Consider the following 23,176-nt stretch of genomic DNA (forward strand, 5'->3'; position numbering starts at 1 on the left):
GGTCCGGGCGGCACCTCTGGTGGCTGCGGGAGCTGGTGCGGCGGCGGCGGGCCTACTTGTTGAGCGCCGCCACGCCCGCCTGCGCGAACTTCTCGTCCAGGTCGCCGCTCGGGGCACCGGCGACACCGATACCGGCGACCGGGGCGCCCTTGACGGTCACCGGGGCGCCACCGGCGAGGAAGAGCGTGCCGGGGATGTCCTTCAGGTTCGGGGCCTGGGCGAGGCGCTTGGCCAGCTCGGAGGTCGGGGCGTTCCAGGAGACGGCGGTGTACGCCTTGCGCTCGGCCGACTCGTAGGACTGCGGGCCGGCGCCGTCGCCGCGGAGGGTGACGATGGTGTTGCCGTTGCGGTCGACGACGGCGACCGAGACCCGCTGGTTCTCGTCCTCGGCGGCGTCCAGGGTGGCCCTGGCGGCCTTGGTGGCGGCCTCGACGGTGAGGTGCGTGGTCTGCTGGAGGTTCTTGTTCGACGCGTCGGCCTTGACGGCGGCGGCGGGCGCGGCGGCCGGGGCGGAGGCGTTCGCGGAGACGGCGCCGAAGGTACCGGCGGCGAGGACGGCGGCGGTGGCGGCACCGAAGACGATCTTCTTGTTCATGGCGGGCTCCTTGAAGCGGGGCGTGGTGGGGGCGGGGCGTATTCGGGCGGGGGCAGTGGTCGAGCAGGAGCGGGCTAGCCGTTCGGCTGTCGAGCTGTCCGCCTGGCGAACCGTTCGGCTGTCGAACTGTCCGCCTGGCGAACCGTTCGGCTGTCGAACTGTCCGCCTGGCGAACCGTTCGGCTGTCGAACTGTCCGCCTGGCGAGCCGTTCGGCTGTCGAGCTGTCCGCCTGGCGAACCGTTCGGCTGTCGAACTGTCCGCCTGGCGAACCGTTCGGCTGTCGAACTGTCCGCCTGGCGAACCGTTCGGCTGTCGAACTGTCCGCCTGGCGAGCCGTTCGGCGCCGTCCGCAGCGGGCGGTTCCTTCGCTCTGCCCTCAATCCTCCGGTCGCCCCCGGGCCCGTACGGTCCACGGACCGGCTGCCGCCGTCGCGCATGATGGACGACGGGGGTGTCAGCCGAACGGTTGATGCCCCTCTGGTCCTCCTGGGCCAGGATGGACACGTATCCCCAGGTCAGAGGAGTACGAGTGACAGCGCACCCGCCGGAAGCGGACGGCCCCCGGAACTCGGCCGCCCCCGCCCCGGACGCGCCCCCGGCCCCCTCCCCGCACCGCCACGCCGACCCCGACGCCGGAGCCGACACCAACCCCGACGCCGGAGCCGACACCACCGCCGGAGCCGACACCAACCCCGACACGAGCCCCGGCCCCGGCCCCGGCCCCGATCCCGACGCCGCCGCCGCCGACGCCGACGCCGACCCGGACTCGTACTGGCTCACGCGGGTCATGCACGTCGCCTTCTTCCTGCTCCTCGGCGCGGCCCTGGCCCGGTTCCTGCTGCGCCACCCGTGGGAGGACCGCAGCCCCTGGATCGTCCTGCTCTGCGGCGCCCTCGCCGCCCTCTACGTCCTCGGTCCCGTCCTCGGCACCCGCGCCACCCCGCGCCGGCTCGCCTGGCTCTTCACGGTCGTCGCGGTCTGGATGGTGCTGGTGCTCCTCGCGCCGAGCTTCGCCTGGTGCGCGGTGCCGCTCTTCTACACCGGCCTGCGCACCCTCCCGCCCCGGGCCGCCCTCGTCCTCGTCGCGCTCCTGACCGCCTTCGTGGTCTTCGCCCAGGTCCAGCTCTCGAAGAACGGCTTCGACCCCGATCTCGTCGTCGCCCCGCCGGCCGTCGCCGCGATCGCCACCGCCGTCTTCGTCCACGCGCAACGCCTGGCCGACCGCCAGCGCGCGCTGATCGACGACCTGATCCGCACCCGGCGCGAGCTCGCCGCCACCGAGCGCCGTGAGGGCACCCTCGCGGAGCGCCAGCGGCTGTCGATGGAGATCCACGACAGCCTCGCGCAGGGCCTGTCCAGCCAGCAGATGCTGCTCCAGGCGGCCGAGCGCACCTGGGACAGCGACCCGTCGACCGCCCGCCGCCACGTCCGTACCGCCGAGTCCATCGCCGAACGCAACCTCGCCGAGGCCCGCCGCTTCGTCCACGACCTCGCCCCCGCCGACCTCGCCGAGGGCGGCGGTCTCCAGGAGGCGCTGCGCACGGTCGCCGGGCGCGAGTCGGCCGCCTTCCGGGTCGACGGCGCGCCGGTCCCGCTCCCCGAGCGCGTGCAGTCCGCGCTGCTGCGCATCGCGCAGGGCGCCCTCGCCAACGTCCGTGAGCACGCCGCCGCCACCTCCGCCGCCGTCACCCTGACCTACCTCGACGACCAGGTCGTCCTCGACGTCGCCGACGACGGCCGCGGCTTCGAACCGTCGAGCGCACGGGAGGGCGGGGGCGTACGCGGCCACGGCCTGCCCGCCATGCGGGTGCGCGCGCGGCAGCTCGGCGGCACGCTCACGGTGGAGTCCACTCCCGGCGAGGGCACGGTGCTCTCGGTCGCCATCCCCCTGGAGGTTCGCCCGTGACGGTCCCGACGACACCGACGGCATCGACGACACCGACGGCCGTACGGATCCTGCTCTGCGACGACCACGCCGTCGTCCGCGCGGGCCTGCTCGCGCTGCTCGGCAGCGCCGACGGCATCGAGGTCGTCGGCGAGGCGGGCAACGGCGAGGAGGCGGTCGCCATGGCCGCCAAGCTGCGTCCGGACGTCGTCCTGATGGACCTCCAGCTCGGCCCCGGGATCGACGGCGTCGAGGCGACGCGCCGGATCGCGGGGGCCGCCTCCGGCGTGCACGTCCTGGTCCTGACGACGTACGACACGGACGCCGACATCACCCGCGCCATCGAGGCCGGCGCGACCGGATACCTGCTGAAGGCGGAGCGGCCCGAGGAGCTGTTCGCCGCGATCCACTCCGCCGCCCAGGGCCGTACGACGCTGTCGCCGCCGGTCGCCAGCCGGGTGATGGACCGGATGCGCGGCGCGGCGGGGCCGACCCTCACGGACCGCGAGCGGGACATCCTCGGCCAGCTCGCGCACGGCCTCGGCAACCGCGAGATCGCCCGCGCGCTCTTCATCAGCGAGGCGACCGTGAAGACCCACCTGGGGCGGATCTACGCGAAGCTCGGCGTGGACACACGTGCGGGCGCCGTCGCCGTGGCGAAGGAACAACGACTGCTGCCCTGAACTGCTACCGTGCGTAGCCGTTCCACCGCAGGGAGTCAGTCCATCCGTCTCGCCGCCGCCCCGGGCGTCGTCGAGCGCGTCGTCGGACGCCGTCGAGCGCTGTCGCGCGCCGCCGAGCGTCGTTGAGTGGGAGCGTGGGAGCGCACGTGAAGATCGCCTGCGTCGGCGGTGGGCCCGCCGGCCTGTACTTCTCCATCCTGATGAAGCGGCAGGACCCGTCCCACGAGATCACCGTCTACGAACGGAACCCGGCCGGGTCGACGTACGGCTGGGGCGTGACCTACTGGGCCGGTCTCCTCGACAAGCTGCGCGCGGGCGACCCGGAGTCGGCCGACGCGATCGGCGCGGCCTCGGTCACCTGGACGGACGGCGTCGCCATCGTCCGCGACGAGCGGACCGTCCACCGGGGCGACGAGGGCTTCGGCATCGGCCGGCGCCGGATGCTCGCGCTGCTGGCGGAGCGGGCGGAGGCCCTGGGCGTACGGGTCGAGTTCGAGCACGGGATCCCGGGCCCGGACGCCCAGGAACTCGCGGACGCGGACCTGGTCGTCGCGGCCGACGGGGTCAACAGCGCACTGCGCGAGGCGTACGCCGGGCACTTCGGCGCCGAGGTCGCCGTGGGCCGGAACCCCTACATCTGGCTCGGCACGACGAAGGTCTTCGACTCCTTCAGCTTCGCCTTCAAGGAGACGGAGCACGGCTGGATCTGGTGCTACGCGTACGGGTTCAGCGGCGAGCGGTCGACCTGCGTGGTCGAGTGCGCCCCGGAGACGTGGACGGGCCTCGGACTCGACCGGCTGGGCGAGGCCGACAGCCTGAACCTCCTGGAGAAGCTGTTCCACGACCTCCTGGACGGTCAGCCGCTGATCGGCCGCGCGCAGGAGGACGACGCGGCGCAGTGGCTGCACTTCCGCACCCTGACCACCCGCACCTGGCACCACGGCAACCTGGTCCTCCTCGGCGACGCGGCCCACACCACCCACTACTCGATCGGCGCCGGCACCACCCTGGCCCTGGAGGACGCCCTCGCCCTGGCGGAGACCCTGCGCGGCGTGGGTGACGTGAGCGGCACGGGCGGGGTGGGCGGGGTGGGCGGGGCGGGCGGCTCCGCCGGCGCCTCCACCGGGGGTTCCGTCAGCGCCGGCGTCAGGCCCGGCGGCGACTCCGGCGGGGCCAGCAGGGTCGGCGAGGGCGGCGGGGCAGGCGAAGGGCTCGACGCGGCGCTCACGCACTACGGCAGGCGGCGGCGCGCCGAGCTGCTCTCGGCGCAGAGCGCGGCCCGCTACAGCGCCCGGTGGTACGAGAACCTGCCCCGCTACATGCGGCTGCCCCCGGGTCAGATGTTCGCGCTCCTGGGCCAACGCCACTCGCCCCTGCTTCCGCACATCCCGCCGCAGCTCTACTACCGGATCGACCGCGCGGCGGACGGCCTGGAACCCCTCCGCCGCCTCAAGCGCTGGCTGGGCCCCCGCCTGGCCCGCACCCTCCACGCCCGCACGCGGAACTGAAGCCGGGGGCCGGGACGCACGGACCGGCCAGGCCGTATGACCGCAGGGCAGGGGCGCAGGCCGCACGGCCGCGTGGGCCGCACGGGCGGGCCGCCCGGGCGGGGCACCCGGGGCGGGGCACCCGGGCCGAAGCGAACGCACGGACCGCACCGGGCACGGCCGAAGCGAACGCAGGGACCGACCCGGGCCCACGGACCGGGCCCACGGACCGGGCCCACGGACCGGGCACGCGGGCCGGGCACGCGGGCCGGGCCCCATGGACCGGACCGGGCGGGGCTCAGGGACCGGCCAGGGCGCATCGGCCGGGCGGGGCTCACGGGCCGGAGACCGGCAGGCGCGGTCCTACGGCTACGGCCGCAGGCGGCGGCGGGCGCGCCGCCCGGCGCGTGGGACCATCGTCTCCGTGCTCGACATCGGCTACTCCCTCTCCCGTCGCTTCCCCGACCCCCCGCAGACCGACTACCGGCGCGCGGACGTCCGCGCGCTCCGCCACGACCTGTTCTGCGGAGACGTGTACCTCGCCGACCCCAAGTCCGACCGCGAGGTGTCCACAGCCTGGGGGTGGGTTCCGGTGCTCGACTTCGCGTGGGCGCTGTGCGACATCGTCGAGCAGCTGGACCGCGACCCGCGCGGCAGCCGGTCGGCGAAGCGCCAGTACGCCGAGCTCGACTTCACCGAGTCCTCGGACCTCATGCTCTTCGAGCGCCGCTTCGGCTGGGTGGACGTCGAGGCCGACTGGATGCCGGGCGACGAGCCCCCGCTCACCTTCAGCCACCGCGAACTGCGCCGCGAGGGCCGCGACTTCCTGCACGACCTGATCGCCGACCTCACCGACATGCACGAGGGCCTCGGTGACAACCCGGTGATCTGGGACCTCCAGGCCCGCTTCCCCCGCCTCCCGTGACCCGCACCCGCCTGCGCCCGTAAGCCCCCGCACCGGGCACCCGGCGACCGCAAGAGCGCCCAGCACCCCGGCGAGCCTGTCGGCCGGCACCCGTCACCCGTCGACCGCGCGCAGCACCCGACCCGGCGAGCCTGCCCGCCGGCACCCGGCGCCCGGCACCGTCGACCGCGCGCAGCACCCGACCTGGCGAGCCTGCCCCCCCCCGACACCCGGCACCCCCACCCGGCGCACCCGCCCCACGCCGCCCGCCCCCACGCCGCCCGCCTCAGGCCGCACGTCCCACGCCCCAGGCCGCACGCGGCACGCGCCCCGCCCCAGGCCGCACGCGGCACGCGCCCCGCCCCACCCCTCAGTCCTCCACCCGCACCCCCAACTGGGCGGCGAACACCGGTGCCAGGTCCAGGAGCTGTGCCGTGCTGATCACCGCGCCCGACAGGGCGTCCACACCCCGTGCGATCTCCAGCCGAGCCACCGCCCGCAGGTCGACGTCCTTCATCCGGGCGCCGCTGAAGTCCGCCCCCTTCAGCACGCACCCCCGGAACTCGACCCGCTCCAGCACCGCGCCCGCGAAGTCCGGCTCGTCGAGCACGCACTCCTCGAAGACGACGTCCTTCAGCTTCGCCGTACGCAGGTTCAGATAGTCGATCTTCCCTCCCCTCACCAGGACCCGCTCCAGCACCGCCCCGTGCAACTGCGTCCCGCCGAGCCGCGCGTCCACGACCTCCACGTCCCGCAGCGACGCCTCCGCCAGATCCGTACCGACGCCCCGGATCCCGCTCAGGACGGAGTCCAGGACGCGGGCTCTGCTCAGCCGCGTCTCGTCCACCGCGCAGTCCCGCACGGCGCAGTCCAGGAACCGGGCCCCCGCCCCGCTCTGCCCCGCCAGGTCCAGCCCCTGGAACTCCAGCCCGTCGTAGTCCCCGTCCGGCTCGAGCCCCCTCCCCTCGTACGCCACCAGGGGCGGCAGCCGCACCTCCGCCCGCCGTGCGGCCGCGATCTTCTTCCTGCCCGTCGTCATGTCCCCATGGTGACGTGCGCCACTGACAACGGCCCGATGTCACATCCGGCACCCCCGCCCACGTCCCCTCCGTACCGCCGACACGTCACCACCGGCGTCACGCCAGACGTCACCACCGGCGTCACGCCAGACGTGACCACCGGCCTCACCACCGACTTCACCACCGACTTCACCACCGGCGTCACGACCGACGTGACCACCGGCGGCACCACCGACGACACGAGGGAGCACCAGATGAACCGACAGGCCATCACCGTCATCGGCGGCGGATTCGCCGGCCTCACGGCCGCCGTCATCGCCGCGGAGGCCGGCGCCCGGGTCACCCTCCACGAGGCCCACCACACCCTCGGCGGACGGGCCCGGACCGCCGAGGGCCCCTACCGCACCAACGAGGGCCCGCACGCGCTCTACCGCCGAGGCCCCCACTGGACCTGGCTCGCCCAGCGCGACCTCCTCGGCCCGCTCGCGCCCCTGCCGCCCCGCGAGGCGGCCCGCTTCCGCTTCCACCGGGCGGGCGCGCTGCGCCGCACCCCTCCGCTCCGGTTCCTGCGCCACACGCTCCGTACCGCCGAACAGGCCCCCGTCGACGTCGACTTCCGCAGCTGGGCCACGCGGGTCGCCGGCGCCGAGGCGGCCGCGCAGGCCGCCGCGTACAGCGGGGTCGCCCTCTTCCACCACGACCCCGGCGCGCTCTCGGCCCGTTTCGTACAGGAACGACTGCACCGGGCCGCCGCGCTGCCGCCCGAGGCGCGGTACGTCCGGGGCGGCTGGGGGCGGCTCGTGGAGCGGATGGCGGCGCGCGCCCGGGAGCTGGGCGTACGGATCGAGACGTCGTCCCGGCTCGACGCGCTACCGGTCTCCGACGGCCCGGTCGTCGTCGCGACCTCGCTGGCGGCGGCGGCCCGACTGCTGGCCGAGCCGGGCCTCAGGACGGGGAGTACGGGGAGTACGGGGGGTACGGGGAGTACGGGGGGTACGGGGAGTACGGGGAGTCACGAGGGCGGCCGTACGGTCCTCCTCGACCTGGCGCTGAGCCGCCGACCGGGGCGCCGGAACGACCCGTTCGTGGTGTCGGACCTGGACGCGCCCGGCTGGATCGAGCGCTTCACCGCCCAGGACCCCTCCCTCGCGCCCGTCGGCGAACAGCTGCTCCAGGCGCAGCTCCCGATCGCCCCGGACGCGTCCAAGGCGGACGGCCTGGCCCACGCCGAACGCCTCCTCGACCTCGCCTTCCCCGGCTGGCGCGAGCGGGAGGTCTGGCGCCGGGAGGCGGTCTCCGCCGGCCGTACGGGGGCGCTGGACCGCCCGGGTACGACCTGGCGGGACCGGCCGGCGATCGACCGGGGCGACGGGGTGTACCTGGTGGGGGACGAGGTGGCGGCGCCCGGGGTGCTGTCGGAGGTGTCGTTCACGAGCGCGGTGGAGGCGGTCTCGCTGGCGCTCCGGACGAAGAGGCTTGACCTCAAGTCCACTTGAGGTCGGAAGCTGTACGCGTCACGAAGAACCAGCCGACACCGACCGCCTTTCGGGGAGTTCACCATGCACGCGATCCGTCTGCACGCCTTCGGCCCGGCCGAGAACCTCACGTACGAGAAGGCAGAGGACCCGACCCCGGGCCCCGGGCAGGTACGGATCGCGGTCGCCGCGGCCGGGGTCCACCTCCTCGACACCGCCCTGCGCATGGGGCAGACCGGCCCGTACCCCGCCCCCGCCGAGCTGCCGACGATCCCGGGCCGCGAGGTCGCCGGCACGGTGGAGGCACTCGGCGAGGGCACGGACCCGACCTGGCTCGGGCGGCGCGTCGTCGCCCACCTGGGCATGGCACCGGGCGGCTACGCGGAGCTGGCCGTGGTGGACGCCGCGAAGCTGCACGCCCTGCCGGACCACCTCGGCGAGGCGGAGGCCGTCGCGATGATCGGCACGGGCCGCACCACGCTCGGCATCCTCCAGTTCACCGACCTGGGCCCGAAGTCGGTCGCGATCGTCCCGGCCGCCGCGGGCGGCATCGGCACCCTCCTCGTCCAGTACGCGAAGAACGCGGGCGCCACGGTCATCGGCCTGGCGGGCGGCCCGGAGAAGGTGGCCCGGGTGGCGGAGAACGGCGCCGACCTGGCCGTCGACTACAAGCTCCCGGACTGGCCGGAGCGCGTCCGCGCCTTCCTCGGCTCCCGGACGGCGACGGTCGTCTTCGACTCGGTCGGCGGCGACACGGGCCGCGCGGCGGTCGACCTGCTGGGCAAGGGCGGTCTGCACCTGGTCTTCGGCTGGTCCAGCACGGGCATCGAGGACGGCGAGCCCCTCACCTTCACGGAGGAGGAGCTCACGGCCCGGGGCATCACCTCGGAGTCCGTCCTCGGCCCGAAGATGATCCAGCTGGCGGGAGGCGACATCCGCAACCTGGAGACCGCCTCCCTGGCCGCCGCCTCCGCCGGCACCCTGCGCCCGGCGGTCCACACCTTCCCCCTCACGGACGCGGCGGCGGCCCACCGCGCCCTGGAGACCCGGGCCACGATCGGCAAGGTGGTACTGGTCCCGTAGCGCCAGGGGACGGCTGCCCCACGGCGAGGGGTTCCGGGGGCAGCCGGACAGCTCGGCCCAGGCGTCGTCGCGGAGCGCCGACCCTGTCCTTACAGGGCGTTCGGGCCCAGCCAGGATCAGCGACGCGGGCCTGTCCGATACCGCCGCCTGATCATTTTCAGTCGGCTCGGCTCACGTCCAGCCGTTCGGACGACGGCTCGTATCCAGCTGCCCTGTAGGCGGCGACGGCGGCAGCGTTCGAGGTCGGGGTGCTGACGAGTGCGCTTGATGCACCCAGTTCACGCAGCGCCGCCGCGGCGGCGACGCTGATCGCCGTCCCGTAGCCGCGACCGCGATGGTCGGCGTGCACGCCCACCGGCTCCAGCAGCCCGGGCTTGCCCGGCCCGGCCGACCAGACCGTCGCGGCGGCCACGGCGGGCAAGGTCCACCAGCGCCCACCTAGCCACTTCCAATGGGTGCTGACCTGCGAATACTCCAGGGAGACGCTGTGACCGACCCGGACGACGTAACCCAACTCCGCAACGTCAAGCCCGGGGAGGGGTTCGTGGTGGTGCCGCGCGTGCTCCTGGCCGACTTCGCGCCGAGGGACGTGGACCGGGTGCCGACGGTGATCAGCTTCGAAGAGTTCGGCGGGATGTTCCGCACCTTCGAGCACACCGCCTGGCGGCTTGAGACCCGCCGCCGATACCAGTCGGACGAGGAGACCGAGACCTACGGTCGGTTCGCTCGGGGCGAGGATGCCGGGTGGGACCTGGACGACCCGTGGTGCGTCTCCCGGCGCGAACAGTCCGCCCTCGGCAAGCGGTTCGAGCGCGTACGCGTCATGGACAACCCGCCGACCCTGGGGCAGCGGTACCTCCTCGACAACGCCCGTCGCAACAGCGCCGTGGGAGAAGACATCCGGAACCTGTGGCGGAGCGACGCAGAGCGGCTGAAACTCCCTGAAGAGGACTTCTGGCTGTTCGATTCACGCGTCATCGCGCGGCTCCACTTCGATGACGACGACCGGATGACCGGCGTCGAACTCGTCACGGACCCCGTGGAAGTCCTGCGCGCCTGCCAGATCCGCGACGCCGCATGGCACCACGCCGTCCGGTACGACGAGTTCACGGGCCAGGTACCTTCCGCCGAGTGAGCAACGACTTTCAGCAGGCCCGAGTGGCCCTCGGCGCGCGGCTCCGTGAGCTGCGCGCCGCACGGGGCTTCACAGGGCGCGAACTGGCGGCGGTATTGCTCTGGCCCCAGTCCAAGGTCAGCAAGCTGGAGACAGGGCGGCAGACCGCCACAGCAGACGACCTCCAGGCGTGGGCACAGGCAACAGGGCATCCGGAGGCCGCCGATGAACTGATCACCCGCCTGCGGACGCTGGAGTCCCGATCCCGCTCCTGGCGGCGCCAGCTTGCCGCCGGACACAAGCCCGTCCAGGACGCTCTCACCGCTGAGTACGAGCGGTCCCGAACATTCCGGGCCTGGCAGGGCTCCATGGTCGTCGGGATGCTCCAGACACCCGACTACGCCCGCCACGTTTTCAGCCAGTACGTCGACCTTCACCAGTCCGTCCGGGATGTGGAGGAGGCTGTACGGGCACGCGTGCGGCGCCAGGAACTGCTCTACGAGCCGGGGAAGACCTTCCACGTCATCATGTGGGAGGCCGCCCTCCACGCCCTGGTCTGCCCGCCGCCGGTCCTGGCTGCCCAACTCGACCGGCTCATGGGTGTGCTGGGGCTCGACACCGTCACCCTGGGAATCGTCCCGTTGGGAGCCCCTCTCAAGCTCCCGCCGGCCAACGCGTTCTGGCTGTACGACGACCGCTTGGCCATCGCCGAGGACTGGCACGCGGAGCTGTGGCTGGACGACTCCGCGACCGTCGGCGTGTACCAGCGGGTCTGGCAGACACTCGCCGACTCCGCCGTCTACGGGGCGGAAGCCCATCGCGTGATCGCACGCGCCCGGCGGGCACTCGACCTCAGCTGAGAATCATCCCGAAGAAGCCCCGGCGGCGCTCGAATCAAGGTGAATCAGGGCCGCCAAGCAGCACCCGGGGCTCATACCGTCCCGGTGTGGTCCGAGGCATTCGGAGCGCTGGAGGGACGGTGAGGCATGAACGAGGAGTGGAGACCGGCCACCAGTCGGTACGCGGTGGACCGTAACGGGACGCTGGGTCGGGTGGACCGGCGGTACGAGGGGAGCGTGTATCTGCGTCCGCCGGGCGGGGGCCGAGAGTGGGCGGTCCCGCCGGAGGAACTGCGGGAGCCGACCCCGGAGGAGCTGGTCCAGGCCCGCTTGTTCGCCACGCCGGTGACGGCGGTGGAGCAGTGACGGTCCGGACGGTTCTCCGGTTCGTGACGCACCGCATCAAGCGTCATCCGGAGTCGGAGGCAACGGCGTCGGCCCACTGCCTGTACGGCGCGTGTGGTTGGGAGGCCCGACCGGACACTGACGTGAACAAGGTGGATGACCAGTGCATGGAGCACGCGGGCCGCCACAGGGGCCACACGACCTTCGCCAGGAGATTCGAGGACGTGGCCCTGGTGGAGCGGCTGGAGGGCTCCGCGTGAGGCGGCTCCCGGCCCTGGCGGTCACCCTCGCTGGCGCGGTCAGCGTCGTGGCCTTGGCCGTGGCGATCACCGCCCGGTGACTTGATCGCGGTTCGCGTGGGACACCGCCGTGTCGCCATGCGCGATCTGTTCGGCGCGGTGAACAACGACCTGGACGCCCCGCTGGGGCCTGAGTGGGAGCGCGCGGCCTGGGCGGTCCCCCGTCACCGGTTCCTGCCAGAGCGCATCTTTCTGGGGGAGGAGCTGGAACCGTGCACCCGGGCAGAGGCCCCGGAGACGTGGTTGCGGGCCGCCTACGCCAACGGCTCCGTGGTGACCCAGATCAACGACGGCAAGGACCCTGGCGACGGGGAGCGGTGGGCATCGTCGTCCGCGTCGGCACCCAGCATCGTGTTCCGCATGCTCAGCATGCTGGACCTGGCCGAAGGTCACAGGATTCTGGAGATCGGGACCGGGACCGGGTGGAACGCGGGTCTCCTCGCTCACCGCCTGGGCCCGGAGAACGTGACCACGGTGGAGGTGGACCCGGTCCTGGCGACGGACGCGGACGTGCGTCTGCGGAAGACGGGCCTGGCGCCGGCGGTCGTCTCCGGGGACGGCGCCCGGGGTCACACGTCCTCCGAACCGTACGACCGGGTGGAGGCCACGTGCTCCGTGCGGTCGGTGCCCCGGGCGTGGGTCGAACAGACCCGGCCCGGCGGGATCGTGCTCACGCCGTGGGAGACGCCCTGGCTGTGCTACGGCCTGTTGCGCCTGGAGGTAGGCGTCCAGGGCGACGCGGCGGGCCGGTTCTCCCCCCACGCGGCGTTCATGCTCATGTGGAACCAGCGCAGGGACTTGCGGATCTCCCGGGACGTGGTCCGCGCCGACCACCAGCCGAACGAGTATCGGACCAAGCTCTCCCCCTGGGCCGTCACCGGAGACGACTGGGCCGCCCAGTCCGCCATGGGCCTCCAGCTCCGTGACGTGTGGTGGACCTGGCAGGACAACCCCGACGTGGACGGGGTGGAGTCCAGGTTGTGGGTCGCGACGACCGACGCCACGTCCTGGGCGGCCATGGACTGGGACGGGAAGTCGGACGACCAGTTCACCGTGTGGCAGTACGGCCCCCGTCGTCTCTGGAACGAGGTGGAGGCGGCACACATGTGGTGGACCCACGCCGGCCGGCCCGGGCCGGAACAGTTCGGACTGAGCACCGCCCCAGGTACCCGTGAGTGGGTCTGGCTGGACACGCCGGACCGGCCGCTCCCGACCACCGGCTGACCGCACCCTGACCGGCCTCGGTCGTCCGCTTCCCCCGTGGCGGGTGGTCGGGGCCACCGCCACGCCCGCTCTGGGATGCCCGGGGCGCGCGTTCATCGGGGCGCGATGCGGCCCCGCGACGCCCTACTCGCCCGTCCCCAGCCTGTGGAGGGCGTCGTCCGTCAGCCGGTACACGGACCACTCGTCCTGCGGCCGGGCGCCCAGGTACTCGTAGAAGTCGATCGACGGCGTGTTCCAGTTCAGGACGGACCACTCCAGGCGCTCGTACCCGCGCTCCACGCAGAGCCGCGCCAACTCGGCCAGCAGGGCCTTTCCGTGGCCGCCGCCGCGGCTGGTGGGACGGACGTACAGGTCCTCCAGGTAGATGCCGTGGACACCGCGCCAGGTCGAGAAGTTCAGGAACCAGACGGCGAAGCCGACCGGTTCGCCCTCGGGGGTCTCCGCGAGGTGGGCGTAGGCCGCGGGGTGGGGACCGAAGAGCGCCTCGTGCAGCTGCCCGGGAGTCGCGCGGGCCTCGTGGAGGGACTTCTCGTACGCGGCGAGTTCGCGGATCATCGTGTGGATCACGGGCACGTCGGCGGGCGTGGCGGTACGAATCATGGGCCCAGCCTGCACCGCGCCGCCACGGCCGCACCAACTCTTTACAGCGCGCTGCCCACCCCCAAAGGCGCTCCCCTCACCCGCTCCCCCTCGCCCACTCGCCCCTGACCCGCTCCCCCTCGCCCACTCCCCCCTGACCCACTCCCCCCTCGCCCACTCTCCCCCTCGCCCACTCCCTCTCACCCGCCCCGCAACGTCCGGACGATGGCGACCTGGTCACGGTCGAGGGCCGGCTCGCCGTCCTCCACGTCCCACAGGCCGTTCTGCAGCACGCGGCCCAGGGTCCACGCCAGCGCCCGCTGCCGGTCGAGTCCGAGCCGCTCCGTCAGCAGGTCGAAGCGCCAGAGCGTCCCGGCCGACGGATCCACGTCCCACAGGTCCGTGAGCGCCGGGAGCAGGTCGAAACCCGGGTCGCCGGCGAGCGGCTTCGGGTCGATCGCCAGCCACGGCTCGCGCTCGGCCGCCAGGATGTTGTCGTAGTGCAGGTCCCAGTGGAGCAGCCGGTCGCCGGGCTCGCCCATGACCTCCCGTACCGCCGCCGCGCAGTCCCGCAGCAGCGCGGCGTCCTCGGCGCCGAGCCGGGCCGCCGCGTCCGGGGCGTCCGCCACCATCCGCGCCGCGATGTCCCCGAGCCCGCGGAGCCCCGCAGGAGCGGGTACGGCGACCAGGCGGGCGAGCAGATCCCCGAGGATCCGTACCGCTTCCCGCGCGTCACCCAGCGTCGACAGATGCCGGCCCTCGTCCAGCCGCTCCAGCAGCATCGTGCCGGTCTCCGCGTCCTCGGCGAGCAGCCGTACGGCCCCGGCGCCGTCCCAGATCCGCAGCGCTTCGGCCTCCCCCGCGCTCTCCTCGTCGAGGAGCTGCATCTTGAGCGCCGCGTGCGTACCGTCCGCGCTCCGGGTCACAGGGAGCACCAGCGACGCGACCCCGTACATCGAGGGCCCGGTCACCCGCAGCCCCCACCGGTCGAGGAACTCCCGTGCCCGTGCGGGCAGCGCGGCGACGAACGCCCGACCGGCCTCGCCGTTGTACTTCGCCTGCGACGCGGCCAGTTCGGCCGGAATCTCGATCACGCGACGACGCTACACACGGCGGGGGACGCCACGCGCGCGTGGCGTCGCACAGGCACGAGAACACGCCACGCGCGCGACACGGCGGCACTCTCAGCCGGCGGCCGACACCACCGGCCAACACCAGCGACCGACACCAGCGACCGCACCAGCGACCGACAGCGACCGACAGCGACCGACCGAACCCTCACACCCCCGCGTCCCGCTACACCCCCGCATCCCGCAACACCCGCGCGAACGCGCCCTGGTCGTACAAGGCGCCGCCGACCCCCACCTGCTGCCCGTCGACGAGCACGGTCGGGGTGCCGCCGACGCCCGAGTCCTCGAAGGTCTTCTCCGCCGACGCGACCCAGCCACGGTACGAGTCCTCCCGTACCGCCCGGTCGAAGTCGGCGCCCCGCAGCCCCTCCACCCGATCGGCGACCCGCAGCGGGTCCTCCGCGCCGCCGCCCGCGAACAGCGCGGACTGGAACTCCGCGAACTTCCCGGCCTCCGCCGCCGCGCGCAGCGCGTTCGCGGCCCGGGCCGACGCCGTACCGCCCGAGCGGGCGTCGAGGAAGGAGGCGACGACGTACTCGATCCGTACCTTCCCGTCTCCGGCCGCCTCCGCCAGCGCCACGCCACCGCTCTCCTCGAACTTGGCGCAGTAGCTGCAGCGCGGGTCCAGGTACACGGTCGCCGTGTGGGGTGCGTCGGCCTCGCCGACGACGATCTTCGGCCCCTCCACGACGGTCGTCAGGCCAGTACCGGCAACGGGTGTGGACGGGGACGCGGACGCCACCGAGGGCGACGAGCACCCCGCCCCCGCCAGCCCGACGACCCCGGCCGCGGCCAGCGCCACGACCACGTGAACAGTCCTGCGTACGGGCATGAAAAGGTCCTTTCGGAACAGCGGTACGGCAACGAAATCCGCACCTCCGAACCTAGGCGCCGCCCCCACCCCACCCGCGCCGCCGAAAGACCCCGATCCAAGGGCCCAAGGCCCCCGACCATCCAGTACCCTCCGGCCCATGGTCAGCAGGAGCAGCACGGTCAACGGCGGCATCTCGTTCTGGTACGCGCAGGAGGGCGCCCCCGCCCCGCGCGAGCCGCTGCCCGGGGACGCCACGGCCGACGTCTGCATCGTCGGCGGCGGGTACACCGGCCTGTGGACGGCGTACTACCTGAAGAAGGCCGTTCCCTTCCTCAACATCACGGTGCTGGAGGCGAAGTTCTGCGGCTACGGCGCGTCGGGCCGCAACGGCGGCTGGCTCTACAACGGCATCGCGGGCCGCGGCCGCTACGCGAAGCTGCACGGCCACGAGGCGGCGGTCCGGCTCCAGCAGGCCATGAACGACACGGTCACCGAGGTCATCGAGGTCTGCGCCGCCGAGGGCATCGAGGCCGACATCCACCGGGGCGGTGTGCTGGAGATCGCGAACTCCCCCGCCCAACTGGCGCGCCTGAAGGCCTCCCACGCCGTGGAGATCGCGTTCGGCGAGAAGGAGCGCGAGCTGTACGGCGCCCGCGAGACCGCCGAGCGCATCCGGGTGGCCGGCGCGGTCGGCTCCTCCTGGACCCCGCACGGCGCCCGCCTGCACCCGGTGAAGCTGGTCACGGGCCTGGCGGCGGCGGTCGAGGCGCTGGGCGTCACGATCCACGAGTCGACGCCGGTCACGGAGATCAAGCCGAAGCACGCGATCACGCCGTACGGAACGGTCCGCGCGCCGTACGTCCTGCGCTGCACAGAGGGCTTCACGGCCTCCCTGACGGGCCAGCGCCGCACCTGGCTCCCGATGAACTCCTCGATGATCGCGACGGAACCCCTCACGGACGCCCAGTGGGAAGGGATCGGCTGGCAGGGCGGCGAGACCCTGGGCGACATGGCCCACGCGTACATGTACGCCCAGCGGACCGCGGACGGCCGTATCGCGCTGGGCGGCCGGGGCGTCCCGTACCGCTACGGCTCGAAGACCGACAACGACGGCCGCACCCAGCCGCAGACGATCGAGGCGCTGCGGGAGATCCTGGTCCGCTTCTTCCCGTCCCTCGCGGGCATCGGCATCGACCACGCCTGGTCGGGCGTCCTCGGCGTCCCGCGCGACTGGTGCGCGACGGTCACCCTGGACCGCTCCACGGGCCTGGGCTGGGCGGGCGGTTACGTCGGCTCGGGGGTCGCCACCACGAACCTGGCGGCCCGTACTCTGCGCGACCTGATCCAGCAGGACTCGGGCCAGTCGGGCCCCACGGACCTGACGGCCCTGCCCTGGGTCAACCACAAGGTCCGCAAATGGGAGCCGGAACCCCTGCGCTGGCTGGGCGTCCAGGCCATGTACGCGGCCTACCGCACGGCCGACCGCACGGAATCCACCACCCACACGACGACCACCTCCCGCATAGCGACCCTCGCCGACCACGTCTCGGGCCGCTAACCCCCGGAACCCACCCCTCGCACACCGAAGGCCCCCACCACGACGGTCGGGGGCCTTCGCCCTTGAGCCCCCTGTCGGGTTCGAACCGACGACCCCCGCTTTACAAGAGCGGTGCTCTGGCCAGCTGAGCTAAGGAGGCAGCGAGTGCAGTGTAACCAACGAGCGCCCCTGGCCGGTCGGGAATCTCACCGGTCCGGGAGTACTGACAGATCCCCTCCGGCCGGGTAGCGTCGCCCCCAGTTCACTCAGGTGGACTAGACCCACCACTTCCTTCCACTACGGATCGTCCGGCACGTTCCTGCCGGTGAAGGGACACGCCACCATGGCTTCTGTCACGTTCGACAAGGCGACCCGGCTCTACCCGGGTTCCGACAAGCCCGCCGTCGACCAGCTCGAGATCGAGATCGAGGACGGCGAGTTCCTCGTCCTCGTCGGGCCCTCCGGCTGCGGCAAGTCGACCTCCCTGCGCATGCTCGCCGGTCTCGAGGACGTCAACGGCGGCTCCATCCGCATCGGTGACCGCGACGTCACGCACCTGCCGCCCAAGGACCGGGACATCGCCATGGTGTTCCAGAACTACGCGCTCTACCCGCACATGACCGTCGCCGACAACATGGGCTTCGCGCTCAAGATCGCCGGCGTCAACAAGAGCGAGATCCGCGCCAAGGTCGAAGAGGCCGCGAAGATCCTCGACCTCACCCCGTACCTCGACCGCAAGCCCAAGGCGCTCTCCGGCGGTCAGCGCCAGCGCGTCGCGATGGGGCGCGCCATCGTGCGTGAGCCGCAGGTCTTCCTCATGGACGAGCCGCTGTCGAACCTCGACGCCAAGCTCCGTGTCTCCACCCGTACGCAGATCGCCTCGCTCCAGCGTCGCCTCGGCATCACCACGGTGTACGTCACCCACGACCAGGTCGAGGCCCTCACCATGGGCGACCGCGTCGCCGTCCTCAAGGACGGTCTCCTCCAGCAGGTCGACTCGCCGCGCAACATGTACGACCGCCCCGCCAACCTCTTCGTCGCCGGCTTCATCGGCTCCCCCGCGATGAACCTGATCGAGGTGCCGATCACCGACGGCGGCGTGAAGTTCGGCAACAGCATCGTCCCGGTCTCCCGTGACGCGCTCTCCGCCGCCTCCGCCAAGGGCGACACGACCGTCACGGTCGGCATCCGCCCCGAGCACTTCGACGTCTCGGGCGCCACCAGCAAGGAGGGCCTGGCCGTCTCCGTGAACGTCGTCGAGGAGCTCGGCGCCGACGGTTACGTCTACGGCTCCGCCCGCGTCGGCAGCGAGGACAAGGACCTGGTCGTCCGCGTCGGCGGCCGCGCCGTCCCGGAGAAGGGCTCCACGCTCCACGTCGTGCCCCGCCCGGACGAGCTGCACGTCTTCTCCACCTCCACCGGCGAGCGCCTCTCCGGCTGAGCCGCCCTGCCGAACGGCCCCGCATCTCTTGCAGATGTGGGGCCGTTCGCCTATGTCGACAAATACCCCGGCACAACAGCCAATTCAGACACCTTCGTCAACGCGGGATTCGAAAAGCCGCCTCGAACCATCCCCCGCGAGAGTGACTAAATGTCGCCATATCTTCACTGGCCGCTACGCTCGCCTGCGTGACGCACACTGCCCGCCGAATCGGCCGCTCTCTCGCCCTCGTCCTGCCCGTCGTCCTGGTGCTCTCCGGGACGCTCGCGGTGTCCGCCGTCCCGTGGGCCGGCCAGGGCTCCGACGCCCAGATGCTCACCGCATCCTCCGAGGACGTCTCCGTCCCCGCCAAGTCCCGTGCCCCGCAGGATATTCTGCGCGACCGCCTCCTCGCCGAACTTCAGGAGAAGGACCCCGGCACGGCGTTGACGCACCTCCAGCGCGAGATCGAGAACAGCCCCTCGCTCGCCAAGCACTGCATGTCCATCGCCCGCGCCCTCGGCAAGGCCGCCGTACGCCATTACGGCCCCACCCGCGCCCAGTCCTACTCGCGCCCGGTCTGCGACACCTCGTTCGCGACCGGCGTCATGTACGCGAGCTGAGTCGCGAGCCCACCCGCGATCGCGTTCGCGACGCTGAACGGCTGCCTCATGAGGTGCGCATATCGTTCGCGGTATGGAAACCTCCCCGACGCAGGCCGTGATCCTGGCAGGCGGCCAGGGCTCGCGCCTGCGCCCGTACACCGACGACCGCCCCAAGCCGATGGTCGAGATCCCCGGCACCGGGACCCCGATCATCGGCCATCAGCTGTCCTGGCTCGCCGCCGAGGGCGTGACCGACGCCGTCGTGTCCTGCGGCCACCTCGCCGAGGTGCTCCAGGACTGGCTCGCCTCCGCCGATCTTCCGCTGCGCGTGAAGACCGTCGTCGAACCCGAGCCGCTCGGCCGCGGCGGTGGCCTCAAGTACGCCGCCGCGCACCTGCCCGAGCCCGCGCAGCCCTGGTACGCCACCAACGGCGACATCTGGACCCGCTTCTCCCTGCGTGAGATGGCCGCCTTCCACGCCGAACGCGACGCCACCGCCACCCTCGCCCTCGCCCGCCCCCGCATCCCGTGGGGCGCCGTCGAGACCGACGCCTTCGGGCACATCACCGACTTCATCGAGTCGCCGCCGTCGCCGTACCTCATCAACGCGGGCGTGTACGTCTTCTCCGCCGCGTTCACCGAACTCCTCCCCGACCGGGGCGACCACGAGCGCACCACCTTCCCCCGGCTCGCCCGCGAGCGCAGCCTCGCGGGCTTCCCGCTGCCCCAGGGGGCCTACTGGCGGGCGATCGACACCGCGAAGGACCTCACCGAGGCCGCGAAGGAACTGGCCGCCCAGGGCTCCGCCTGACGGCTCCTACGGCCGGCCAGGGGTCCGCCTGACGGTTCCTATGGCCGCCCCGGGGGTGAGCCTGACGGCTCCCATGGCCGCCCCGGCCGACGCCTCCGGAGTGCCGACAGTCCCGGCTGACCCGGCCGACGGCTCCGGCCGACGGCTCCGGCGACAGCCGACGGGCACAGGCCCGGCTGACGGCTCCGGCGACAGCCGACAGGCCACAGGCCCGGCTGACCATCCCGCTGGTCCGGCCTGCGGTCCGGCCGGCAGCTCCGGCTGGTGAAGTCGCCCGGCTGACGGGTTCGGTCGGCAAGCCCCCGCCCCCCACCTCCGTACGCCAAAGGGCGGCACCGCCGTCTCGCGGTGCCGCCCTTCTGGCTTCCGTGCGGCCGACGGGCCTGGGGCTCAGCCCAGCAGGCCGCCGATCGGGTTCCTGTTCCCGCCGCTGCCGCCGCTCGACGTCGAGCCGCCGCTCGTCGGTTCGCTCGTGCCCGTTCCGCCGCCGCTGCCGGTGCCGGTGGAGCCGGTGGAGCCGCCCGAGCTCGTCGGCCCCGAGCTGGTCGACGGCGGGGCCACCGGCCTCGACTGGGTCGGCGTACGGGTGCCGCCCGTGCCCTGCGTCGCGGTCGGACGGCTCTCCGCGGTCCGGCCGGTCTCCCGCGCGGTCTCGCTCGGCTCGGCCGTCCTGCCCTTCTCGCTCTCCCCGCTCGCGCCCTCCGTCGCCGACGGCTTGGGCCGCGAGGAGGCCGACTGGGACGGGGCGCGCTCGCCGGGCTCCTGCGGGAGGGTCCGGCCGGGCAGGTGGTTGATCGGGTCGTCGTTCGGGCCGGGCACGGTGACCATCTCCGCCGACCGTACGGCCCCGCCGAGCACCGAGCCGATGAGCAGCGTCAGGCCGACGACGACCGAGGCGACGAGCGCACCGCGGCGCAGCACCCGGCGGCGCAGCTCCCACAGCTCGGAGCGGGGGCCGAGGGTGCGCCAGGCCTCGCCGGCGAGGCGGCCGTCGATGGAGTAGACGGGGGCGCCCGCGATGATCAGCGGGGACCAGGCGGCGAGGAAGATGATGTCGGCGGAGTCGTAGACCGGGACGGTCTTCCAGCTGACGGTCAGGAGCAGGGCCGCGGACAGCGCCGCGCCGATGACTCCGGCGACACGCTGCCAGAGGCCGAAGACGGTGAGGACGCCGACGACGACCTGGAGGAAGGCGACGGTCAGTCCGGCGCCGACCGGGTGCTGGAGGGCGAAGTCGCGCAGCGGTTCGGCGAGGGCCCAGGGGTTCAGCGAGTTGAGCCACTTGACCATGGAGCCGCGCTCGCCGCCGTCGAAGTAGACGGGGTCGCAGAGCTTGCCCATGCCCGCGTAGATGGAGATGAAGCCGAGGAAGACGCGGAGCGGGAGGAGCACGACGCCGAGGTTCATCCGGCGCCCGGGGTAGTAGGCGTGCCGGACCGGGTCGGCGCCGTGGCGGTGCGGGCGGTCGCGGAGCTGCTCGCCGTCCGGGCCGTATCCGTCGCCGTCCCGGTCGCCGTACCCGTCGCCGTACGACCCGTCGCGCGACAGCTCGTACGGGCCGCCGTCGTAGGGGGGGTCGAAGGCACCCTCGGCGCGCCGCATCGGGGGCAGCAGCGGTCCCGGCTCCACGGGGACGACCGGGGTCTCCATGGTGTCGTCGATGCGCGGGATGGCCTGCGTGGCGCCCGCGTCGAGGTGGCCGGGGGGCTCCAGGGTGGAGACGGAGGACTCCCGCACGGCCTGGAGCAGGCCGGTGGCTCCGGGGGCGGACTTGCCGCTCCACACGACGGGGCGGCGGCGTCCGGCGGCTCCGCCCGCCGCGGCGGCTGCCGCTCCGGCGAGGGCCGGGCCGCGAGAGGCGGCGAACTTCGGCTGCTGGGCCGGCGCGAGCCGCACACGGAAGCTGGCGTGGTTCACGATGACCTGCGCGGGATCGGAATCCACCTTGAGCATGCTCAGCGCGGGCTGATCGTCGAACCCCGGCCGGGGCGTTCTGGTGTCCACACTCATCTAACCGAGTGACGCGGGGTTTGGACACTGCCTTGACGGGCTGGGAATGTCCGAGACCCGTCAAGATCGCGCCACCGGGGCCGGAGCCCGTACCGGAACCCGTACGGGAGCCATGGCGGAGCCCGGAGCGGAACCCGTACGGGAGCCATGGCGGAGCCCGGCGCGGAACCCGTACGGGAGCCCAGGCCGGAACCCGTACGGGAGCCCAGGCCGGAACCCGTGCGGGAGCCATGGCGGGGCCCTGCCGAGTCCGGCCCGGCCCGTGCCCGCGTACGCGAAAGGGCCCAGCTCAGGGAGCCGGGCCCGTCCGTCGCGTCGTGCGCCGAGGTCAGTTCGCGCGGCGGCGGGCGACCTCGTAGAGAACGATGCCCGCGGCGACACCGGCGTTCAGCGACTCGGCGCCACCGGGCATCGAGATGCGGACGCGGTAGTCGCAGGTCTCGCCGACCAGGCGGCCCAGGCCCTTGCCCTCGCTGCCGATGACGATGACGACCGGGCCGTCCAGCGCCTCCAGGTCCTCGACCGTGTGCTCGCCGTCGGCGGCGAGGCCGACGACCGTCAGGCCCTCCTTCTGGAAGCCCTCGAGCGCGCGGGTCAGGTTGGTGACGCGGGAGACCGGTGTACGGGCGGCGGTGCCGGCCGAGGACTTCCAGGCACCCGCGGTCATCCCGGCCGCGCGGCGCTCGGGGACGACCACGCCGTGACCGCCGAAGGCGGAGACGGAGCGGACGATCGCGCCGAGGTTGCGGGGGTCGGTGACGCCGTCGAGGGCGACGATCAGCGGGTCCTCGTGGGCGTCGTAGGCGGCCGCCGTGAGGTCCTCGGGGTGCGCGTACTCGTACGGCGGGACCTGGAGGACGAGGCCCTGGTGGTTCAGGCCGTTCGTCATCCGGTCCAGCTCCTGGCGCGGGGCCTCCATCAGGTTGATGTTGCCCCGGTCACCGGCGAGCTTGAGCACGTCGCGGACGCGCTCGTCGTTGTCGATGAACTGCTGGACGTAGAGCGTGGTCGCGGGAACGCCGTCGCGCAGCGCCTCGAAGACCGGGTTACGGCCGACGACCATCTCCGAGGTGCCCTTGGGGCCGCCTCGGCGCGGGGCGGGCCGCCGGGCGACGGCCTGCCTCGCCTGGGCGCTGGCGATGCGGTTCTTCTTGTGACCCTTGCGGGCGGAGGCGGGCGGCGTGGGGCCCTTGCCCTCGAGGCCCTTGCGCCGCTGGCCACCGCTGCCGACCGTCGCGCCCTTCTTGTTGGACGTGCGGCGGTTCCTGCGCTGGCTGTTCCCGGCCATGACTACCTAATCCTCGGTGTTGCGTACAT

General features: G+C 73.1%; 21 protein-coding genes, 1 tRNA gene and 1 pseudogene. 14 read left to right on the forward strand and 9 right to left on the reverse strand.

From position 1 onward, the window contains the following. Positions 1-52: 52 nt before the first annotated feature. Positions 53-595, reverse strand: a complete 543-nt coding sequence (locus tag ACIPPS_RS27975) for a heme-binding protein (protein ID WP_401437443.1) — start codon at positions 593-595, stop codon at positions 53-55. A 788-nt stretch (positions 596-1,383) separates the two neighbouring features. Here ACIPPS_RS27975 and ACIPPS_RS27980 point away from each other — a divergent pair. From ACIPPS_RS27980 to ACIPPS_RS27995, 4 genes are all read left to right on the forward strand, one after another. Then, positions 1,384-2,502: a sensor histidine kinase gene (locus tag ACIPPS_RS27980; RefSeq protein ID WP_401437747.1), complete on the forward strand. Its 1,119-nt coding sequence runs from the start codon at positions 1,384-1,386 to the stop codon at positions 2,500-2,502. Further along, on the forward strand, positions 2,499-3,164 hold the full coding sequence (locus ACIPPS_RS27985) for a response regulator (RefSeq protein ID WP_401437445.1): 666 nt from the start codon (positions 2,499-2,501) through the stop codon (positions 3,162-3,164). Before ACIPPS_RS27980 ends, ACIPPS_RS27985 begins: the two co-directional genes overlap by 4 nt. 146 nt (positions 3,165-3,310) lie before the next feature. Next, positions 3,311-4,672, forward strand: coding sequence for an FAD-dependent monooxygenase (locus ACIPPS_RS27990; RefSeq protein ID WP_401437750.1), 1,362 nt, complete (start codon positions 3,311-3,313; stop codon positions 4,670-4,672). Positions 4,673-5,075: 403 nt separating this feature from the next. After that, positions 5,076-5,576, forward strand: coding sequence for a hypothetical protein (locus ACIPPS_RS27995; protein ID WP_401437447.1), 501 nt, complete (start codon positions 5,076-5,078; stop codon positions 5,574-5,576). A gap of 349 nt (positions 5,577-5,925) precedes the next feature. On the opposite strand, the gene ACIPPS_RS28000 is transcribed toward ACIPPS_RS27995, so the two are convergent. Then, positions 5,926-6,594, reverse strand: a complete 669-nt coding sequence (locus tag ACIPPS_RS28000; protein WP_401437449.1) for a pentapeptide repeat-containing protein — start codon at positions 6,592-6,594, stop codon at positions 5,926-5,928. Positions 6,595-6,828: 234 nt separating this feature from the next. Here ACIPPS_RS28000 and ACIPPS_RS28005 point away from each other — a divergent pair, with 234 nt between their 5' ends. Together ACIPPS_RS28005 and ACIPPS_RS28010 are read left to right on the forward strand one after the other, a co-directional pair. After that, positions 6,829-8,070 carry an FAD-dependent oxidoreductase gene (locus tag ACIPPS_RS28005; protein WP_401437753.1) on the forward strand — a complete coding sequence of 414 codons (1,242 nt, stop codon included), beginning with the start codon at positions 6,829-6,831 and terminating at the stop codon, positions 8,068-8,070. Between the two features lie 63 nt (positions 8,071-8,133). Further along, positions 8,134-9,132 (forward strand): zinc-binding dehydrogenase, encoded by a 999-nt coding sequence (locus tag ACIPPS_RS28010; RefSeq protein ID WP_401437452.1) that lies wholly within the window; start codon positions 8,134-8,136, stop codon positions 9,130-9,132. Between the two features lie 157 nt (positions 9,133-9,289). Here the strand turns inward: ACIPPS_RS28010 and ACIPPS_RS28015 are convergent. Beyond that, a pseudogene (locus ACIPPS_RS28015) lies at positions 9,290-9,547 on the reverse strand (GNAT family N-acetyltransferase); the annotation flags it as partial. Between the two features lie 72 nt (positions 9,548-9,619). Between ACIPPS_RS28015 and ACIPPS_RS28020 the strand changes: the two are divergent. The 4 genes from ACIPPS_RS28020 (at position 9,620) to ACIPPS_RS28035 (ending at position 12,953) form a co-directional block, all read left to right on the forward strand. Then, positions 9,620-10,267, forward strand: coding sequence for a DUF6879 family protein (locus ACIPPS_RS28020; protein ID WP_401437454.1), 648 nt, complete (start codon positions 9,620-9,622; stop codon positions 10,265-10,267). Then, a complete protein-coding gene (locus ACIPPS_RS28025) occupies positions 10,264-11,106 on the forward strand; it encodes a helix-turn-helix domain-containing protein (protein WP_401437456.1) in 843 nt (280 codons plus the stop codon). Before ACIPPS_RS28020 ends, ACIPPS_RS28025 begins: the two co-directional genes overlap by 4 nt. Before the next feature lie 126 nt (positions 11,107-11,232). Beyond that, positions 11,233-11,451 carry a hypothetical protein gene (locus ACIPPS_RS28030; protein ID WP_401437458.1) on the forward strand — a complete coding sequence of 73 codons (219 nt, stop codon included), beginning with the start codon at positions 11,233-11,235 and terminating at the stop codon, positions 11,449-11,451. A 356-nt stretch (positions 11,452-11,807) separates the two neighbouring features. Then, positions 11,808-12,953, forward strand: a complete 1,146-nt coding sequence (locus ACIPPS_RS28035; protein ID WP_401437460.1) for a methyltransferase — start codon at positions 11,808-11,810, stop codon at positions 12,951-12,953. 123 nt (positions 12,954-13,076) lie between these two features. On the opposite strand, the gene ACIPPS_RS28040 is transcribed toward ACIPPS_RS28035, so the two are convergent. The 3 genes from ACIPPS_RS28040 to ACIPPS_RS28050 all read right to left on the reverse strand — a co-directional run bounded on the left by ACIPPS_RS28040 (position 13,077) and on the right by ACIPPS_RS28050 (position 15,494). Beyond that, positions 13,077-13,553 carry a GNAT family N-acetyltransferase gene (locus tag ACIPPS_RS28040; protein WP_401437462.1) on the reverse strand — a complete coding sequence of 159 codons (477 nt, stop codon included), beginning with the start codon at positions 13,551-13,553 and terminating at the stop codon, positions 13,077-13,079. A 179-nt stretch (positions 13,554-13,732) separates the two neighbouring features. Continuing rightward, positions 13,733-14,626 carry an aminoglycoside phosphotransferase family protein gene (locus ACIPPS_RS28045; protein WP_401437464.1) on the reverse strand — a complete coding sequence of 298 codons (894 nt, stop codon included), beginning with the start codon at positions 14,624-14,626 and terminating at the stop codon, positions 13,733-13,735. Positions 14,627-14,828: 202 nt separating this feature from the next. After that, positions 14,829-15,494, reverse strand: a complete 666-nt coding sequence (locus ACIPPS_RS28050; RefSeq protein ID WP_401437466.1) for a DsbA family protein — start codon at positions 15,492-15,494, stop codon at positions 14,829-14,831. A gap of 139 nt (positions 15,495-15,633) precedes the next feature. Here ACIPPS_RS28050 and ACIPPS_RS28055 point away from each other — a divergent pair, with 139 nt between their 5' ends. Next, positions 15,634-17,034 carry an NAD(P)/FAD-dependent oxidoreductase gene (locus tag ACIPPS_RS28055; RefSeq protein ID WP_401437468.1) on the forward strand — a complete coding sequence of 467 codons (1,401 nt, stop codon included), beginning with the start codon at positions 15,634-15,636 and terminating at the stop codon, positions 17,032-17,034. Between the two features lie 65 nt (positions 17,035-17,099). Here the strand turns inward: ACIPPS_RS28055 and ACIPPS_RS28060 are convergent. Next, positions 17,100-17,173, reverse strand: a tRNA-Thr gene (locus tag ACIPPS_RS28060). Between the two features lie 183 nt (positions 17,174-17,356). Here ACIPPS_RS28060 and ACIPPS_RS28065 point away from each other — a divergent pair. The 3 genes from ACIPPS_RS28065 (at position 17,357) to ACIPPS_RS28075 (ending at position 19,849) form a co-directional block, all read left to right on the forward strand. Continuing rightward, positions 17,357-18,454: an ABC transporter ATP-binding protein gene (locus ACIPPS_RS28065; RefSeq protein ID WP_401437470.1), complete on the forward strand. Its 1,098-nt coding sequence runs from the start codon at positions 17,357-17,359 to the stop codon at positions 18,452-18,454. A 188-nt stretch (positions 18,455-18,642) separates the two neighbouring features. Next, complete coding sequence (locus ACIPPS_RS28070) at positions 18,643-19,056, forward strand: hypothetical protein (protein ID WP_401437472.1); 414 nt, start codon at positions 18,643-18,645, stop codon at positions 19,054-19,056. A 73-nt stretch (positions 19,057-19,129) separates the two neighbouring features. Beyond that, the gene (locus tag ACIPPS_RS28075) at positions 19,130-19,849 is read left to right on the forward strand and encodes an NDP-sugar synthase (protein WP_401437475.1); all 720 of its coding nucleotides are present in this window, start codon (positions 19,130-19,132) and stop codon (positions 19,847-19,849) included. Between the two features lie 390 nt (positions 19,850-20,239). Here the strand turns inward: ACIPPS_RS28075 and ACIPPS_RS28080 are convergent, their stop codons facing one another. Next, positions 20,240-21,859, reverse strand: coding sequence for a DoxX family membrane protein (locus tag ACIPPS_RS28080; protein ID WP_401437477.1), 1,620 nt, complete (start codon positions 21,857-21,859; stop codon positions 20,240-20,242). Positions 21,860-22,187: 328 nt separating this feature from the next. Beyond that, entirely contained in the window at positions 22,188-23,147 is a 960-nt protein-coding gene (gene rlmB / locus ACIPPS_RS28085; protein ID WP_401437480.1) for a 23S rRNA (guanosine(2251)-2'-O)-methyltransferase RlmB, read from the reverse strand. Positions 23,148-23,176: the final 29 nt, after the last annotated feature.

The organism is Streptomyces sp. NPDC090127 (assembly GCF_044746945.1).
In the GTDB taxonomy this organism is placed as follows: domain Bacteria; phylum Actinomycetota; class Actinomycetes; order Streptomycetales; family Streptomycetaceae; genus Streptomyces.

What these genes read in the sequence shown, in the direction of transcription:
- ACIPPS_RS28050 (WP_401437466.1), bottom strand. Translation starts at nt 15,494, where the DNA reads ATGCCCGTACGCAGGACTGTTCACGTGGTCGTGGCGCTGGCCGCGGCC.
- rlmB (WP_401437480.1), bottom strand. Translation starts at nt 23,147, where the DNA reads ATGGCCGGGAACAGCCAGCGCAGGAACCGCCGCACGTCCAACAAGAAG.
- ACIPPS_RS28040 (WP_401437462.1), bottom strand. Translation starts at nt 13,553, where the DNA reads ATGATTCGTACCGCCACGCCCGCCGACGTGCCCGTGATCCACACGATG.
- ACIPPS_RS27980 (WP_401437747.1), top strand. Translation starts at nt 1,384, where the DNA reads ATGCACGTCGCCTTCTTCCTGCTCCTCGGCGCGGCCCTGGCCCGGTTC.
- ACIPPS_RS27975 (WP_401437443.1), bottom strand. Translation starts at nt 595, where the DNA reads ATGAACAAGAAGATCGTCTTCGGTGCCGCCACCGCCGCCGTCCTCGCC.
- ACIPPS_RS28000 (WP_401437449.1), bottom strand. Translation starts at nt 6,594, where the DNA reads ATGACGACGGGCAGGAAGAAGATCGCGGCCGCACGGCGGGCGGAGGTG.
- ACIPPS_RS28010 (WP_401437452.1), top strand. Translation starts at nt 8,134, where the DNA reads ATGCACGCGATCCGTCTGCACGCCTTCGGCCCGGCCGAGAACCTCACG.
- ACIPPS_RS28030 (WP_401437458.1), top strand. Translation starts at nt 11,233, where the DNA reads ATGAACGAGGAGTGGAGACCGGCCACCAGTCGGTACGCGGTGGACCGT.
- ACIPPS_RS28065 (WP_401437470.1), top strand. Translation starts at nt 17,357, where the DNA reads ATGGCTTCTGTCACGTTCGACAAGGCGACCCGGCTCTACCCGGGTTCC.
- ACIPPS_RS28080 (WP_401437477.1), bottom strand. Translation starts at nt 21,859, where the DNA reads ATGAGTGTGGACACCAGAACGCCCCGGCCGGGGTTCGACGATCAGCCC.
- ACIPPS_RS28035 (WP_401437460.1), top strand. Translation starts at nt 11,808, where the DNA reads ATGCGCGATCTGTTCGGCGCGGTGAACAACGACCTGGACGCCCCGCTG.
- ACIPPS_RS28075 (WP_401437475.1), top strand. Translation starts at nt 19,130, where the DNA reads ATGGAAACCTCCCCGACGCAGGCCGTGATCCTGGCAGGCGGCCAGGGC.
- ACIPPS_RS28055 (WP_401437468.1), top strand. Translation starts at nt 15,634, where the DNA reads ATGGTCAGCAGGAGCAGCACGGTCAACGGCGGCATCTCGTTCTGGTAC.
- ACIPPS_RS28005 (WP_401437753.1), top strand. Translation starts at nt 6,829, where the DNA reads ATGAACCGACAGGCCATCACCGTCATCGGCGGCGGATTCGCCGGCCTC.